The 12,375-nt window shown below is 39.8% G+C and carries 10 protein-coding genes, 22 tRNA genes and 1 rRNA gene; 4 read left to right on the plus strand and 29 right to left on the minus strand.

Annotated elements, in window-relative coordinates; genetic code table 11:
• Positions 1–80: 80 nt before the first annotated feature.
• From AC0L8O_RS14975 to rrf, 23 genes are all read right to left on the minus strand, one after another.
• A tRNA-Arg gene (locus AC0L8O_RS14975) sits at positions 81–154 on the minus strand.
• Positions 155–186: 32 nt separating this feature from the next.
• Positions 187–261 (minus strand) — tRNA-Asn (locus AC0L8O_RS14980).
• 9 nt (positions 262–270) lie between these two features.
• Positions 271–347, minus strand: a tRNA-Ile gene (locus AC0L8O_RS14985).
• 24 nt (positions 348–371) lie between these two features.
• A tRNA-Gly gene (locus AC0L8O_RS14990) sits at positions 372–445 on the minus strand.
• Positions 446–458: 13 nt separating this feature from the next.
• Positions 459–532, minus strand: a tRNA-Cys gene (locus tag AC0L8O_RS14995).
• Positions 533–538: 6 nt separating this feature from the next.
• Positions 539–613, minus strand: a tRNA-Gln gene (locus tag AC0L8O_RS15000).
• Positions 614–825: 212 nt separating this feature from the next.
• A tRNA-His gene (locus tag AC0L8O_RS15005) sits at positions 826–901 on the minus strand.
• Positions 902–912: 11 nt separating this feature from the next.
• A tRNA-Trp gene (locus tag AC0L8O_RS15010) sits at positions 913–986 on the minus strand.
• A 13-nt stretch (positions 987–999) separates the two neighbouring features.
• A tRNA-Tyr gene (locus tag AC0L8O_RS15015) sits at positions 1,000–1,083 on the minus strand.
• 10 nt (positions 1,084–1,093) lie between these two features.
• A tRNA-Phe gene (locus AC0L8O_RS15020) sits at positions 1,094–1,166 on the minus strand.
• A 385-nt stretch (positions 1,167–1,551) separates the two neighbouring features.
• Positions 1,552–1,628, minus strand: a tRNA-Asp gene (locus tag AC0L8O_RS15025).
• Between the two features lie 29 nt (positions 1,629–1,657).
• Positions 1,658–1,734 (minus strand) — tRNA-Met (locus tag AC0L8O_RS15030).
• A gap of 28 nt (positions 1,735–1,762) precedes the next feature.
• Positions 1,763–1,855 (minus strand) — tRNA-Ser (locus tag AC0L8O_RS15035).
• Between the two features lie 18 nt (positions 1,856–1,873).
• Positions 1,874–1,950, minus strand: a tRNA-Met gene (locus AC0L8O_RS15040).
• A gap of 155 nt (positions 1,951–2,105) precedes the next feature.
• Positions 2,106–2,181, minus strand: a tRNA-Ala gene (locus AC0L8O_RS15045).
• 8 nt (positions 2,182–2,189) lie between these two features.
• A tRNA-Pro gene (locus AC0L8O_RS15050) sits at positions 2,190–2,266 on the minus strand.
• A 5-nt stretch (positions 2,267–2,271) separates the two neighbouring features.
• A tRNA-Arg gene (locus AC0L8O_RS15055) sits at positions 2,272–2,348 on the minus strand.
• Between the two features lie 9 nt (positions 2,349–2,357).
• Positions 2,358–2,446, minus strand: a tRNA-Leu gene (locus AC0L8O_RS15060).
• A 6-nt stretch (positions 2,447–2,452) separates the two neighbouring features.
• Positions 2,453–2,527: transfer RNA gene (locus tag AC0L8O_RS15065), tRNA-Gly, on the minus strand.
• Positions 2,528–2,537: 10 nt separating this feature from the next.
• Positions 2,538–2,623: transfer RNA gene (locus tag AC0L8O_RS15070), tRNA-Leu, on the minus strand.
• Positions 2,624–2,644: 21 nt separating this feature from the next.
• Positions 2,645–2,720 (minus strand) — tRNA-Val (locus AC0L8O_RS15075).
• Between the two features lie 67 nt (positions 2,721–2,787).
• Positions 2,788–2,862, minus strand: a tRNA-Glu gene (locus tag AC0L8O_RS15080).
• Positions 2,863–2,891: 29 nt separating this feature from the next.
• Positions 2,892–3,007: ribosomal RNA gene (rrf, locus tag AC0L8O_RS15085) — 5S ribosomal RNA — on the minus strand.
• 334 nt (positions 3,008–3,341) lie between these two features.
• Between rrf and AC0L8O_RS15090 the strand changes: the two genes are divergently transcribed.
• The 3 genes from AC0L8O_RS15090 to AC0L8O_RS15100 all read left to right on the plus strand — a co-directional run bounded on the left by AC0L8O_RS15090 (position 3,342) and on the right by AC0L8O_RS15100 (position 5,270).
• A complete protein-coding gene (locus AC0L8O_RS15090; RefSeq protein WP_473443420.1) occupies positions 3,342–3,596 on the plus strand; it encodes a DUF1292 domain-containing protein in 255 nt (84 codons plus the stop codon).
• Between the two features lie 89 nt (positions 3,597–3,685).
• Positions 3,686–3,994, plus strand: coding sequence for a hypothetical protein (locus AC0L8O_RS15095; RefSeq protein ID WP_473448913.1), 309 nt, complete (start codon positions 3,686–3,688; stop codon positions 3,992–3,994).
• A 7-nt stretch (positions 3,995–4,001) separates the two neighbouring features.
• A complete protein-coding gene (locus AC0L8O_RS15100) occupies positions 4,002–5,270 on the plus strand; it encodes an erythromycin esterase family protein (protein ID WP_473443422.1) in 1,269 nt (422 codons plus the stop codon).
• 176 nt (positions 5,271–5,446) lie between these two features.
• On the opposite strand, the gene AC0L8O_RS15105 is transcribed toward AC0L8O_RS15100, so the two are convergent.
• A complete protein-coding gene (locus AC0L8O_RS15105) occupies positions 5,447–5,839 on the minus strand; it encodes a hypothetical protein (protein WP_473443425.1) in 393 nt (130 codons plus the stop codon).
• Between the two features lie 144 nt (positions 5,840–5,983).
• On the opposite strand from AC0L8O_RS15105, the gene AC0L8O_RS15110 reads away from it, so the two are divergent.
• Entirely contained in the window at positions 5,984–6,943 is a 960-nt protein-coding gene (locus AC0L8O_RS15110; RefSeq protein ID WP_473443427.1) for a 3'-5' exonuclease, read from the plus strand.
• Positions 6,944–7,053: 110 nt separating this feature from the next.
• On the opposite strand, the gene AC0L8O_RS15115 is transcribed toward AC0L8O_RS15110, so the two are convergent.
• The 5 genes from AC0L8O_RS15115 to AC0L8O_RS15135 form a co-directional block, all read right to left on the minus strand.
• Positions 7,054–8,124 carry a hypothetical protein gene (locus AC0L8O_RS15115; protein WP_473443428.1) on the minus strand — a complete coding sequence of 357 codons (1,071 nt, stop codon included), beginning with the start codon at positions 8,122–8,124 and terminating at the stop codon, positions 7,054–7,056.
• Positions 8,125–8,317: 193 nt separating this feature from the next.
• The gene (locus tag AC0L8O_RS15120; protein WP_473448915.1) at positions 8,318–9,580 is read right to left on the minus strand and encodes a peptidase; all 1,263 of its coding nucleotides are present in this window, start codon (positions 9,578–9,580) and stop codon (positions 8,318–8,320) included.
• A 37-nt stretch (positions 9,581–9,617) separates the two neighbouring features.
• Entirely contained in the window at positions 9,618–10,217 is a 600-nt protein-coding gene (locus AC0L8O_RS15125; protein ID WP_473448917.1) for a 3-oxoacid CoA-transferase subunit B, read from the minus strand.
• 82 nt (positions 10,218–10,299) lie between these two features.
• Positions 10,300–11,007 (minus strand): CoA transferase subunit A, encoded by a 708-nt coding sequence (locus tag AC0L8O_RS15130; RefSeq protein ID WP_051475737.1) that lies wholly within the window; start codon positions 11,005–11,007, stop codon positions 10,300–10,302.
• Positions 10,970–12,352 (minus strand): aspartate aminotransferase family protein, encoded by a 1,383-nt coding sequence (locus tag AC0L8O_RS15135; RefSeq protein WP_473443430.1) that lies wholly within the window; start codon positions 12,350–12,352, stop codon positions 10,970–10,972. Before AC0L8O_RS15135 ends, AC0L8O_RS15130 begins: the two co-directional genes overlap by 38 nt.
• Between the last annotated feature and the right edge of the window lie 23 nt (positions 12,353–12,375).

Raw genomic sequence — 12,375 nt, forward strand, 5'->3', positions numbered from 1 at the left:
TATTTAATGAGGGAGACGGATTATTTCTGCTAAAAACACAAAAAAGGTTAGTTTCAAAATTGAAACTAACCTTTTACTGACGCGCCTTAGAGGATTCGAACCTCTGACCGACGGCTTAGAAGGCCGTTGCTCTATCCTGCTGAGCTAAAGGCGCATATTTTGTTATCCTCTGCTTTTCCATAAAAATGGCTCCGCAGGCAGGATTCGAACCTGCGACCGATCGGTTAACAGCCGATAGCTCTACCACTGAGCTACTGCGGAACAATATCATGGTGGGCCTAAATGGACTCGAACCATCGACCTCACGCTTATCAGGCGTGCGCTCTAACCAGCTGAGCTATAGGCCCATTTTTTAGCGAAATATGTATGTATGGAGCGGGTGAAGGGAATCGAACCCTCATCATCAGCTTGGAAGGCTGAGGTTTTACCACTAAACTACACCCGCATATTAAATGTTTTGGAGGCACCACCCGGATTTGAACCGGGGATAGAGGTTTTGCAGACCTCGGCCTTACCACTTGGCTATGATGCCTCAAAATGGCTGGGCTAGCTGGATTCGAACCAACGCATGTCGCAGTCAAAGTGCGATGCCTTACCGCTTGGCTATAGCCCATTGAATAACCCTCAAGAATATACTTCCTCGATTAAGCTACGTGAATCCTCATCGCGAAATATCGTCGACATCTAGGTACACTCTATGTCTTGATATAAACTATTCTCTCTATATAAAACGTTCCACTCAAAACCTATCTCGTGTCACAAACCAGCAAGAGAATATCTGGAATTATTTCTAACAGGAGTTAAGAATTTATTATATACATATATTGGGGCGGCTGATGGGAATCGAACCCACGAATGTCGGAACCACAATCCGATGCGTTAACCACTTCGCCACAACCGCCATGGTTTTCTTGGCAGGGGCAGTAGGAATCGAACCCACACCAAAGGTTTTGGAGACCTCTATTCTACCGTTAAACTATGCCCCTATTTTAACATAAATGGTGGAGGGGGGCAGATTCGAACTGCCGAACCCTAAGGAGCGGATTTACAGTCCGCCGCGTTTAGCCACTTCGCTACCCCTCCACATAAAAGGTGGCTCGGGACGGAATCGAACCGCCGACACATGGATTTTCAGTCCATTGCTCTACCAACTGAGCTACCGAGCCATAATTAATGTGTATTTGAAAAAAGATGCAATTTTACTTTTCAAGTACCTATTTTAAGATCTAATACTTTTAAGGTATAAGTGCTATGATAATTTGTGGATCGTCCTCATCTCAGGATGATCGTTCAAGAAGCAGCTCGATGAGTACGCTGATATAAATTCAGGGTAGCTTATTCGGGCGTGCTCTACCAACTGAGCTACCGAGCCAATATAGTTTTCGGCTTCCACTAAGCTTCGAATCTCTTCATCAGCTCCATCGCTCACATCCTCACGTATTTTCATACGCTCCGGTGTTCGTTCAGTCGCTTCCTCGACCTTCTCGCTTATCGAAACCCTCTTACACATTACTTAGATCACAATAATAATTTGTTTCTTTAAAAAGTTAATGGCGGTCCGGACGGGACTCGAACCCGCGACCTCCTGCGTGACAGGCAGGCATTCTAACCAACTGAACTACCGGACCATTATTGATGTTATTTTTTAAAATGAAATTGGTTGCGGGGACAGGATTTGAACCTGCGACCTTCGGGTTATGAGCCCGACGAGCTACCAGACTGCTCCACCCCGCGATAACAAAAAATGAAATAAAAAAACATATGGAGGAGGAAAGGGGATTCGAACCCCTGCGGGCTTTGACACCCCTGTCGGTTTTCAAGACCGATCCCTTCAGCCGGACTTGGGTATTCCTCCAATATTCATATGTGAAAATGGTAGCGGCGGAGGGAATCGAACCCACGACCTCACGGGTATGAACCGTACGCTCTAGCCAGCTGAGCTACACCGCCATAGTTTTTAAAAACGCTCCCTGTTTAAAATGGTGCTCGTCATGTCTCTTACAGACACATTCCTCGCAAGCCTACAAAGAGGATTATTCAAGATGTTTACGGCCCGCTCTAGCCAGCTGAGCTACACCGCCATATTCAGTCAAGAAATTTTAAATTGGTGGAGCCTAGCGGGATCGAACCGCTGACCTCCTGCGTGCAAAGCAGGCGCTCTCCCAGCTGAGCTAAGGCCCCAATTTAAATGGTCGGGAAGACAGGATTCGAACCTGCGACCCCTTGGTCCCAAACCAAGTGCTCTACCAAGCTGAGCTACTTCCCGTACTATGGCGCGCCCGAGAGGAGTCGAACCCCTAACCTTTTGATCCGTAGTCAAACGCTCTATCCAATTGAGCTACGGGCGCTAAATTTCATGGTGCCGAGGACCGGAATCGAACCGGTACGGTAGTCACCTACCGCAGGATTTTAAGTCCTGTGCGTCTGCCAGTTCCGCCACCCCGGCACTTACTGGAGCGGAAGACGGGATTCGAACCCGCGACCCCCACCTTGGCAAGGTGGTGTTCTACCACTGAACTACTTCCGCTTAACTTTAATGGTGCGGGTGAAGGGACTTGAACCCCCACGTCACAAGGACACTAGATCCTAAGTCTAGCGCGTCTGCCAATTCCGCCACACCCGCATGGTGTGTATTACTAATTAATGGTGGAGGATGACGGGATCGAACCGCCGACCCCCTGCTTGTAAGGCAGGTGCTCTCCCAGCTGAGCTAATCCTCCGAAACACAGGATGTGCAAGTGCATGTGTTGCGACATGACGTCGCGCATTTAGTATACCTACATTAAATGGTGACCCATACGGGATTCGAACCCGTGTTACCGCCGTGAAAGGGCGGTGTCTTAACCGCTTGACCAATGGGCCAACTATGTTATTAAAACCAAATTTGGTCTGCCTGGCAACGTCCTACTCTCACAGGGGGAAACCCCCAACTACCATCGGCGCTGAAGAGCTTAACTTCCGTGTTCGGCATGGAAACGGGTGTGACCTCTTCGCCATCATTACCAGACAATTTAGGACAACTTTTATTATAGTAAGTTTTTCTAAAAAAGCAAGAACTTTTTTATTTCATTTCAACCACTACAATTTTCTAGTTGAATGACACAGGATTTATAATGTATCACATCTTAAAATATAGTGTCAATCCCTTTTTTTCACCAATTTATCAAGTTACCTTCTCTTGAAGACAAAAAATATAATAACATCCTTTTCAAAAAAATAAAAGACCTATTTTAACTTTTTTTAAAAAAGCTTTTTAGAGATAGAAACAAAAGCTCTCTCTTTGGACATAAACTCCTTAATAAAGGCAACACTAACAATGACAATGATAGGGAGTGATTCACATGAGAGAACGCGATGTAATTACAGTTCTTGATGAATATAAACAAGAAAAACAGCTTTCAGTAGAAGCTTTAATTGTTATAAATTCTGAAACATTCGCCCTATTAACACCGAAAGAGGATATCTCCGTCATCTTCGTTATGCAAGTTAAGGATGAGAGAGACGGTCAATATCTATTCGGGATTGATGACCCTGCAATGACAAGTATGGTTTTAGATGCTTATGAAATAGCTGTCGATGCAAATCCTGCTGATTAAGTTCCGGAGGTGCCCGTTTGTCAAATAAAAAAATTTTAGAAGGTATAAACGAAAATCTTAAACACAAAATTGGCCTTGAAATTAAAGGAATGACTTTCACCAAAAATTTCCGATCCCCAACTGCTGAAGAGTGGTATATTTTTTTACCCTCATATAATGATCCAGTAACAGGTGGTGCACCTGGAAAAGCAATTATTCATTACAACTTGTATGACACGAAGCACATTTTTATTAATACAACAATTATTTTTGATGATCCTGAATTACATAATAGCAAGAATCATCAGCTTGTTTATTTCATTGCAGATGAAATTGTCAACCGACTTGTAGGATATGCTGACACCTTATTATCAGTACATTCAGGTGATAACTCCTACAATGCAGAATACAAACAATAATTGAGGGATGAACATGAGTGTAAGCCTAATTCAATCTATTAAAGAAGAATCACGTCCTTTCCATAAGCAGGAAGGTGTTGATTCTTTAGTTGGTAAAGTAAAAAATGAAACTTTTGTGCTACTTGGTGAATCTTCACATGGTACATCAGAATTTTACAAGATAAGAGCAGAGCTCTCGAAAAAGCTAATTACAGAAAAAGGGTTTATGTATATAGCTGTAGAAGGAGATTGGCCAGGTTGTCATCAAATTAATAACTATATTAAAGGTTATGACGACACTTTTTCAAACACAAGAGAAGTCTTGGCCTCTTTTCACCGCTGGCCTACATGGATGTGGGCCAATGAGGAAATGATTGAGTTAATCGATTGGCTAAAAGATTACAATAGCAACAAGCCAAATGATAAAAAGGTAGGATTTTACGGTATTGACGTCTATTCATTATGGGAATCAATTGATGAGATTATCGCTTATTTAGAAAAAATTCAATCCCCACAAATCGAAATAGCAAAAAAAGCATTTTCTTGTTTCGAACCTTTTAATCGCCGCCCTGAAAAATACGGGCTATCTGCTTCTTTCTATGGTGAAGACTGTTTGAACGAAGTGACCAAACTATTAACTGAGATCATATTAAATAAACTGACGATATCTGACTCTGAAGATATTTTAAACCTTGAAGTGAATGCACTGATTACAGCCAATGCTGAGAATTACTACAGAACGATGGTCGTTAATGATAATGAGTCATGGAATATTCGAGACAGGCATATGGTAGAAGCCTTAAATAAAATACACGAATTCTATGGTGCACATGCAAAAGGAATTGTTTGGGAGCATAACACCCATATTGGAGATGCGCGGGCAACAGATATGGCCAATGAAGGGGTTGTCAATGTAGGTCAATTACTCAGAGAGGAAAAAGGTACTGAGACCATCTTCATTATTGGATTTGGTACACATAGAGGCACAGTTATCGCTGCTGACGAGTGGGGAGTTGCCCCCGAACAAATGCTCATTCCTCCCGCGCAAACAGGTAGTTGGGAGGATGCTATGCACAAAGCCGGCCCCTATGATAAATTCATTCATTTTACTAAACATAACCGTCATTTGTTTCAAAAACCTATAGGACATCGTGCCATTGGCGTCGTCTATAACCCAGCTTACGAGCAATACGGAAATTATGTTCCTTCTTCCATGCCAAATCGATATGATTTGTTTATCTATATTAATGTGACGAACGCTCTCCATCCACTAACGGTTGAAGAAGTGTTTTTATAAAAGATAGAAACATCTCCCTACTCTCATTTCTTTTAGTAGCAAGAGTTTGAAATAAAATCCCTTCTTAGTCCATAAAAAAGGATGAATTTCAATTGGTTACTCCACCTTTGAATTCATCTTTTTCTTTTATTCGATGAATTAAACCAGCATAATCTTTTCCTTTTCACATAAAAGTTTCACCTTTTATTTATCTCCCTCGACAGCTCATTACCAGTAAATTCTTCTATACTTTGAATTGCTAATCTTACATGCTTTTCGATGAAATTAACTATTATTTCTCTTTGAAAAATCACTTGTATATTGGCCGGTTCACTTACATATGTAATCTTCACCCATCCATAAAAAGCATTTTTAAAAGCAACATAGCTTCTATATAAAACTGTTAATGCATGACGTAAACGCCGCTTCGCAATTACTTCCTGTTGCAATATCATGATCGTTGACCTTGTTATAGAGACAAGTTCCATTAATAGTGAAGAAATATATAAGTCATTAGGATGTTGACTATAAGAGTATTGCTTTAATAACTTTTTCATATATTTGTAGCTATTGATAAGTTCATCTTTCACGTTCATCTACTCCTCTCACACTATAATTATGCTTAGATTAAAGGAGACATGTTGCTACATACAAAACTTGCAAAATATTTAACAAAATTTGTATCTACCAATTCCTCCATAAGCCACATATAATTACCTGTTGAGAGGGGGAATATGAATGGCGGACATCAAGCAATTTGTTTTTTTGACTTTGAAATGTTGTGCTCAGATACAGGGATGGCTTTCGAAGCGATGGAGGCCATTCGGTTAGGTGCTGTTAAATATGAACTTGAGACAGAGGAAGTGTCATATTTTGATCAATTTATTCGTCCTCAAAGCACCGAGCCACTCACTGACTTTTGCAAAACCCTGACTGGAATAAGTGATCATGACTTAGTTGATGCAGCCAATTTTATAGAAGTTTTTAGCGAGTTCCTCGAGTGGATTGGCGGAATTAAAAAAACAACGTATTTTTCATGGTCTCCAAGTGATCTCTTTCGCTTAAAAATGGATGCATTAAGACATGAAATTCCCGAAAGAACGCTAAAAAAGATTGAGCAACGGTACACCGATTTTCAGAAGGTATTCACAGATCGGGTTACCAAAAATCCAGTATCTGTTGAAGATGCTCTAAACCTATATGATTTAGAATTTATTGGTGACATGCATAATCCAATGTATGATGCTTTTAATACTTTCCGTGTCTTTCAAACCTATATGAATGAACCTCTTCAGTCAGATCTGATTATGGTTCAAAAAATGATAATAGAAGATACAATGCCTGTTAATATCAAAAATGTGAATGATAAAATACAAAACCAACTACAACATGATGCCAAACAATTAACTGAACAACTTCGTCATACTTATCGTTTACGTGATATAAAAAAGCTGCTTAAACCGATTAGACGAACTGTATTAAAATATGAAAATGTGATCCTCAACCGCTCCGGCATTTTTTCAAAGAGTAATATTCATCATGCCCAATGCTTCCTCGCGTTTTATCAAGATTTGGTTCATTCTTGTGAAGAACATATTGCTTATTCTTCTAAAACAGTCATACTGCATGAACATCTGCTTCGCCCTATAGAGCAGATTACCTTATACGGAATAACAAAAATAACAGCTAGTTAATATAGATATGCTAAAGGGACTGTCCTTAAAAGGAACTGTTAACAAAAGGGATTAGAACATTATCTATTCCCCTCTTTTCAACGGCCTCTTTTTTAGACAGTCCCTTTGATTTATCCCAAATCTCCCATTCTCGTTACTAGCATTTGATAAAACTTTTCCGGTTCATCTGGTGAAAGATGAACTTTTGTTACTTGTTTCTTAAAACCGTACATAAAGCCTACTTCTTGGGGTTGATAAAATTCAATGACAAATATAGGTTTTTCCTTCATGAAATCTGCTAATACTGCATCAAATACTTGTTTGCTTTCTTCTTTTGACAACTTCTCAGGACCTTTATAATAACTAATCTCCTTTATCTCTTCAAATGGTACGACCAACTTCGCTTTAATCCCAACCTGTATATAAAGAAGATTTTTTGTTAGTACAATCGGACTGAGTCGAATAGCTTGAATATCAGCAATTATAAAAACAAGCGTATAAAGATTCATCCCTAGCAAAACGTAGCTTATCATTTCATTCCAAGAATGCAGCAAAAAATGAAACCCTACCGATTCAAGTATTAGAGCATGAATTAGCATGACTGAGAAAGCAATAGCACTGGTTTTTTTATGATAGGTAAACATGTTTGAATCATTAACATTCAGTTGCCCCTTTTTATTCCAGGTAAAGAAGCTATAATAGAACATTGTTAACTCAGATGTAATGACATCTAAAAAACGAGATGGCTTTAACTTTCTTTTCAGTTCAGTTTCAAATCTATATGAAAATACAGGAATTTCTGTCGATTTACCTAGTTTTAAGCCCTTAATGATAGAGTGAAATTTGGTCACAATTTTATAGACAATAAACAATTCAAGAAGAATAAATGCCCCCTCTCCCGCAAAGAGAATATATTTGATAAATGAATATGATGACAAGAAACCATTTGGGACAATGAGAAGTGCTACACCATAACCCGCTAATGCAACTGGAAGTATATATTTTAAAGAGTAGCGCTTTCTAAGAATGAATAGATATGTTAAAAGAGGAATGACAATCATACAATCAAATAAAGTTGCCAAAGCAATCCCATCAGGAAGCGGTTGCACAATGGGTACACGGTAAAGAATTGTATTGGAGGCAATAATGAAAAACAATAAAAAACTAAATATGATCAAACTTCTTTTGGATATAATACTCATCAGATACACCCTCCTTTACTTATCATTATACCTTTCACCAAAGGGAAAAGGAGGGGATACCACAGGATATTTTTGACAAATTCATGTAGTTCATTATTAATGATTGACAAGAAGAGCAAATTCAACAAGTCCATGTTTATTAAAAATTCAAGAGACCGACCTGTACAGTCCGCCTCTATAAAATGTTTTTTTACTAACGCTCTACTCCACACCAGTCAACAACCGTTAATGCAATAATTTCTGCTGCTTCAAACACTTTGTCTATTTCAATATATTCATTTGGAAAATGGGCTTTTTCTGTCACACCAGGTCCGAAGACAATTGTCGGAGTTGACCCTACCTGTGTTAACAAACCACCATCAGTCCCCCATGGTGATGCTTCAATGACAGGCTCTTTCCCTATTACTTCAGAGTAACTAGCTGATAATGTTTTAATCATTTCATGACTAAGGTCTACCGAACCTGGTACCCACCGTGCACCAAACCATTCGAGTGAAACCGGGTAATCATTAAACCATTGATCAATATTTTTAAGCTCCTTGATCCAGGTCTCTAGTTCCATCTTAGCATGATTCATTGTTTCATCTGGAGAAATGCCCATTCTTCCTTCTAATTTTACAAGGTCAGCAACAGACGACGGCCAATCACCTCCATCTATCTTTCCGATATTAATTGGAATCGGGATTGGAATTTTTTCATATAGAGGATCATGTATTCTCTCATTTCTTCGTTTCTCCAACTCTCTTATATGATCCACAACAAGCATAGCTTTCTCAATTGCACTAACTCCCTCGTAACGTGTTCCCCCATGTGCAGATCTTCCCTTGACAGTTAACCTAAACCACATAGACCCTTGTTGTTTTGGAAAAATTTTCATATTAGTCGGTTCCGGAATAATCGCTGCATCCGCTTTATATCCCTTTAAAATAGCAGCAAGTGTGCCAGCCCCTCCACTTTCTTCTTCAATGACACTCTGAAATATAACATCGCCTTTTAAAGGTATTCCAAGAGCACGAATGGCTGATAAAGCTAAAAGGAGAGAAACATTTCCACCCTTCATATCTGTTGCACCACGTCCGTAAAGTTTTCCTGCTATCACTTTCCCGCTATATGGTTGATGATCCCACTGTGCATGATCTCCCTCAGGTACAACATCAATATGACCATTTAATATAATTGAGCGTCCCTCTCCCGTGCCTTTTAATATACCGACAACATTGGGACTGCCTTTAAAATCCTTCCTGGGTGAAGCAAAGTACGGATGTGTAGCTAGAAATTTCCCATCAGGCTCCCATACTTCCACCTTTAACCCAATCTTCCTAAGTTTTTCAATAACAATGGTTTGTGCATATTGCTCATTTCCTTGTGTACTGTCGGCTTGAACGAGCTTTTGCAGCAATTCTATTCCATGGTTACGGTTATGTTGCAGCCAGTGATGAATTTGTTCTCCTAGCATATGTTTTTCATCTGTCACCCTTCATCCCCCATCTCTTTTATATACCAATAACCTTTATTTCGTCTGAGATTTGCAAAGGTGCATTTGTTTTTGATATTACATCGTGTACTGTAAATGGAGCCATGACTTCTGTTAATAGTAACCCTCGTTCCGTTACTTCCATTACTCCCATTTCGGTAATAATTAAGCTGACACACTCTTTAGCCGTTAATGGCAAAGTGCATTCTTTTACAATTTTTGATTCACCTTTTTTATTACAATGATTCATTAATACAATGACACGCTTCGCCTTTTTGGCAAGTTCCATTGCTCCACCAATTCCAGGAACTCTTTTTCCAGGGACAATCCAGTTAGCTAAATCACCTTTCTTACTAACTTCCAGTCCTCCTAAAATGGTCATATCTAAATATCCTGACCGAATCATACCAAAAGCTGTTGAACTATCAAAATAGGAAGCTCCTGAAACAATGGTAACCGGAAAGCCTCCTGCATTACATAAAGTTGGATTTTCCATACCCTTTTCTGGTGATCCACCTATGCCAAGAATTCCATTTTCCGCATGAAACATAACTTGGAGGTGCGGTGGTAGATGATTCGGTACAAGTGACGGGATACCTATCCCTAAATTGACAATCATACCCTCTTTAATTTCCTGAGCTGCCCGCTTTGCCAAGCGGTTCCGTTCATCAAGTGAATTCACAGTTCCATCACTCTCCCTATTATTCCCAGGCCCATTTCCAATCAATCCCCTGACTTTTTATCACCATATCCACATAAATACCCGATGTTATAATATGCTCCGGATCTAGTTCACCAAGCTCCACAATTTCTTCTGCTTCAACAATCGTATACTGACCGGCCATAGCTACTAAAGGATTTGTGTTTCTTGCACTCGTTTCATAAAGTACGTTTCCAAAAGTATCGGCTTTTTTTGCATAGACAATGGAAATATCGGCAGTTAGTGCCGTTTCTACTAATAATTCTTTTCCGTCGACTGAAATTTTTTGCTTTCCTTTTTCGATCATACTATCAAGCCCTATGTCTGTTAAAATTCCCGCTAGACCAACTCCCCCTGCACGAATCCGCTCAGCGAGTGTTCCTTGTGGTGAAAACTCCACTTCCATTTTCCCCTCCATCATGAGTTGACCTGCAATAGGATTTGAACCAATATGAGAAACGATTAACTTTTTAGCTTTTCCCTGACTAACCACTTTCCCAATCCCAATTGTAGGAAAACCTGCATCATTTCCAATTAAGGTTAAATCCTTTATCCCTTTCTGAAGTATGCCATTAATTAAGGTTGGAGGATTGCCAACACCACCAAAGCCTCCAAACATGAGGGAACAGCCACTATGAATATAGGATAAAGCTTCATCTAACGTACCTACTTTATTCATTCTTTTCATCCGGTGTGATTGTTCCGCCATGTCCGACACCCCCTACTTCTTTTTGAATCTCTAAAACTACTTCTTTCAAAATAGAAACAAGTTCATCCATTTGACTTTTTGTAATAATAAACGGTGGTGAAATAATGATGGCATCACCATGAGCACCTTCTTGGCCGGCTGAGGATGGATAAATGAGCAAGCCTTTTTCTCTTGCCTTTTCTACGATCTTATTTGTTATCAAGAGCTTTTTATCAAATGGTCGTTTTGTAGACTTATCGGAAACAAATTCAACACCAATCATAAGACCTATTCCACGAATATCCCCTATAATCTGCAACTCTCCTAACTCAAAAAGTAGCTTCTGAAGCAAATACTCTCCCTGAACTTTCACATTTTGAACTAATTGATATTTTTCAATGTATCGAAGAACAGCCAAGGCTGTAGCAGCAGATTGAGGATTTGCACTATACGTATGACCGCTCATGACAGAGTTTGATCCTTGCAGAATTGGTTTCATTACTTTTTCACTAACTAAAGTGGCCGCGATAGCTGTATAGCCTGCACTCATTCCCTTCCCCATAGCGACAATATCCGCTTGCACTTCCCAATGATGTAAACCAAACATTTCACCTGTTCGCCCTATTCCGGTCATAACTTCATCGGCAATAAAGAGGATGTCGTACTTGTTACAAATTTCTTTAACTTGCTGATAATATCCATCCGGAGGAATGATCACACCACCTGCCGCCCCAATAATCGGTTCCGCAATAAATGCCGCGATCTGCCCGGGACCAATTCTTTTTATCGCAGTTTCAATTTCATTTGCACAGGCTAGCTGACAAGAGGGATATGTTTTCTTTAAAGAGCATTGATAGCAGTATGGTGCTGAGACTGCGGGATAATCTTCAAGTATAGATACAAATCGTTCACGACGGCTCACATGTCCAGACATTGATAAAGCACCAAGTGTAATTCCATGGTAACTCACCCATCTGGACAATATTTTATTTTTCTTAAAATGCCCTTGCTCCTGCCAGTGTTGAATCGCAATTTTCATCGCTGTTTCTGTAGCTTCCGACCCGCTATTCACAAAAAAAGACCAATAATCCTCATCAGCATTCAAAAGTTCATTTAATTTTACCGCAAGCTTTTCTGCCGGTTCTGATGTGAACTGTGAGCGATAAACAAATGAAACTTTGTTTGCTTGCTCATGCATAGCCTCTATTATCTCTGATACTCCATGACCAATACTTGTTGTCACTGCTCCGGAAGATCCATCTATATACCGCTTGCCATCCTTGTCATACAAATAGATTCCTTCACCATGTGTCACAGTAGGATAACTTTCCTTCATACTCGGCTTGATTAACAAAGATCGATTCATACAATCGCCTCACTCTCTTGCTG

The organism is Metabacillus sp. KJ11-3 (genome assembly GCF_055808295.1).

Excerpts from the sequence above, each read along its gene's own strand:
- AC0L8O_RS15090 (WP_473443420.1), top strand. The coding sequence starts at position 3,342 with ATGAGAGAACGCGATGTAATTACAGTTCTTGATGAATATAAACAAGAA.
- AC0L8O_RS15095 (WP_473448913.1), top strand. The coding sequence starts at position 3,686 with ATGACTTTCACCAAAAATTTCCGATCCCCAACTGCTGAAGAGTGGTAT.
- AC0L8O_RS15100 (WP_473443422.1), top strand. The coding sequence starts at position 4,002 with ATGAACATGAGTGTAAGCCTAATTCAATCTATTAAAGAAGAATCACGT.
- AC0L8O_RS15110 (WP_473443427.1), top strand. The coding sequence starts at position 5,984 with ATGAATGGCGGACATCAAGCAATTTGTTTTTTTGACTTTGAAATGTTG.
- AC0L8O_RS15115 (WP_473443428.1), bottom strand. The coding sequence starts at position 8,124 with ATGAGTATTATATCCAAAAGAAGTTTGATCATATTTAGTTTTTTATTG.
- AC0L8O_RS15120 (WP_473448915.1), bottom strand. The coding sequence starts at position 9,580 with ATGCTAGGAGAACAAATTCATCACTGGCTGCAACATAACCGTAACCAT.
- AC0L8O_RS15125 (WP_473448917.1), bottom strand. The coding sequence starts at position 10,217 with ATGATTGTCAATTTAGGGATAGGTATCCCGTCACTTGTACCGAATCAT.
- AC0L8O_RS15130 (WP_051475737.1), bottom strand. The coding sequence starts at position 11,007 with ATGGCGGAACAATCACACCGGATGAAAAGAATGAATAAAGTAGGTACG.
- AC0L8O_RS15135 (WP_473443430.1), bottom strand. The coding sequence starts at position 12,352 with ATGAATCGATCTTTGTTAATCAAGCCGAGTATGAAGGAAAGTTATCCT.